We start from the raw sequence: 2073 nt of genomic DNA, 5'->3' as shown, positions 1-2073 counted from the left end.
TTTCAATTTCGCTGAGCATGTCCTGGAGACAGTGGGGAAGTCGTTACGCCATTCGTGCAGGTCGGAACTTACCCGACAAGGAATTTCGCTACCTTAGGACCGTTATAGTTACGGCCGCCGTTTACCTGGGCTTCATTTCAGAGCTTGCACCCCTCCACTTAACCTTCAGGCACCGGGCAGGCGTCAGGCCCTATACGTCGTCTTGAAGCCGACTTAGCAGAGCCCTGTGTTTTTGCTAAACAGTCGCTACCCCCTGGCCTGTGCCCCCAACAAGAGCTTGCGCCTATGTTGGGCCTCCTTCTTCCGAAGGTACGGAGGCAATTTGCCGAGTTCCTTCAGGACACTTCTCTCAAGCGCCTTGGTATACTCTACCTGACCACCTGTGTCGGTTTCGGGTACGGTCTATACGGTGGGGCTATTTCCTGGGACAGTTTCGAAGCCCGGCCAATCCGTTAAGGCCGAACAACACACACCATCCGTCACACACCACCAGGCCCACGAATATTAACGTGGTTCCCATCGACTACCCCCTTCGGGCTCGTCTTAGGGGCCGGCTCACCCTGCGCGGATTAGCCTTGCGCAGGAACCCTTGGTCTTTCGGCGAGAGGGCATCTCACCCTCTTTATCGCTACTCATGTCTGCATTCGCACTTCCGATACCTCCACGACCCATTACCAGATCGCTTCACAGGCTTACGGAACGCTCCGCTACCGCGTGGATAAATCCACACCCTAAGCTTCGGTGTATCACTTGAGCCCCGTTACATCTTCGCCGCAGAAACCCTTGTTTAGACCAGTGAGCTGTTACGCTTTCTTTAAAGGATGGCTGCTTCTAAGCCAACCTCCTGGTTGTTTTGGGATTTCCACATGCTTTCCCACTTAGTGATAACTTGGGGACCTTAGCTGTAGGTCAGGGCTGTTTCCCTTTTGACGACGGACCTTAGCACCCGCCGTCTGTCTCCCGGATATCACTCCTAGGTATTCGGAGTTTGGTTAGAGTTGGTAGATCTCGCGACCCCCGCATCCATCCAGTGCTCTACCCCCTAGGGTGTCCATCCGAGGCACTACCTCAATAGTTTTCGCGGAGAACCAGCTATTTCCCGGCTTGATTGGCCTTTCACCCCTAAACACAACTCATCCGGTAACTTTTCAACGTTAATCGGTTCGGACCTCCAGTGCATGTTACTGCACCTTCATCCTGGTCATGCCTAGATCGCCGGGTTTCGGGTCTAATACTTCAAACTCAGTCGCCCTATTCAGACTCGCTTTCGCTGCGCCTACACCTAACGGCTTAAGCTTGCTTGAAACATTAAGTCACAGACCCATTATGCAAGAGGTACGCTGTCAGGCCTCAAGGACCCTCCAACTGCTTGTAGGCAATCCGTTTCAGGTACTGTTTCACTCCCCTCATCGGGGTGCTTTTCACCTTTCCCTCACGGTACTAGTTCGCTATCGGTCATGTACGAGTATTTAGGCTTAGAGGGTGGTCCCCCTATGTTCAGACAGAATTACACGTGTTCCGCCCTACTCGAGTCCGTTTACATCACTTTCGCATACGGGGCTGTCACCCGCTATGGCGCTACTTTCCAGAAGCTTCTGCTAGTTGAATAAACGGCACTGGCCTGGTCCGCGTTCGCTCGCCACTACTAACGGAATCTCGGTTGATGTCTTTTCCTCCAGCTACTGAGATGTTTCAGTTCACCGGGTTCGCTTCACGAAGCCTATTTTATTCAGCTAAGTGATACCTGTTTCCAACTAACCCCGCTCGCCGCCTTGCGGCGACGGTCGAGATTAATCGGATAGGTGGGTTTCCCCATTCGGAAATCGTCGGGTCAATGCCTGCTCACGGCTCACCGACGCTTATCGCAGCGTGCCACGTCCTTCATCGCCTGTACATGCCAAGGCATCCACGAATTGCCCTTACCTCACGCTTGAGAGTCCACACCACCAACGACAACACTGGTTCGACGCCCATCGGGCGGCGACACGAAACTCGGCAGAGCAGTGCAGCGTGGTTCTACCAGGCGTCCTTTACGGACACCCTCTTGGTGCGGATGATTATAATCTCAGCCAG

General features: G+C 53.7%; 1 rRNA gene (running past one end of the window). It reads right to left on the bottom strand.

Annotation, left to right across the window (positions count from 1 at the left end):
* Positions 1-1933, bottom strand: a 23S ribosomal RNA gene (locus AC07UH_RS21385) (it extends 961 nt beyond the left edge of the window).
* Between the last annotated feature and the right edge of the window lie 140 nt (positions 1934-2073).

Source organism: Sphingomonas sp. GW821-FHT04B01 (genome assembly GCF_059420425.1).
The sequence above is the reverse complement of the archived record's forward strand: the minus strand, read 5'-3'. Positions and strand labels throughout refer to the sequence as shown.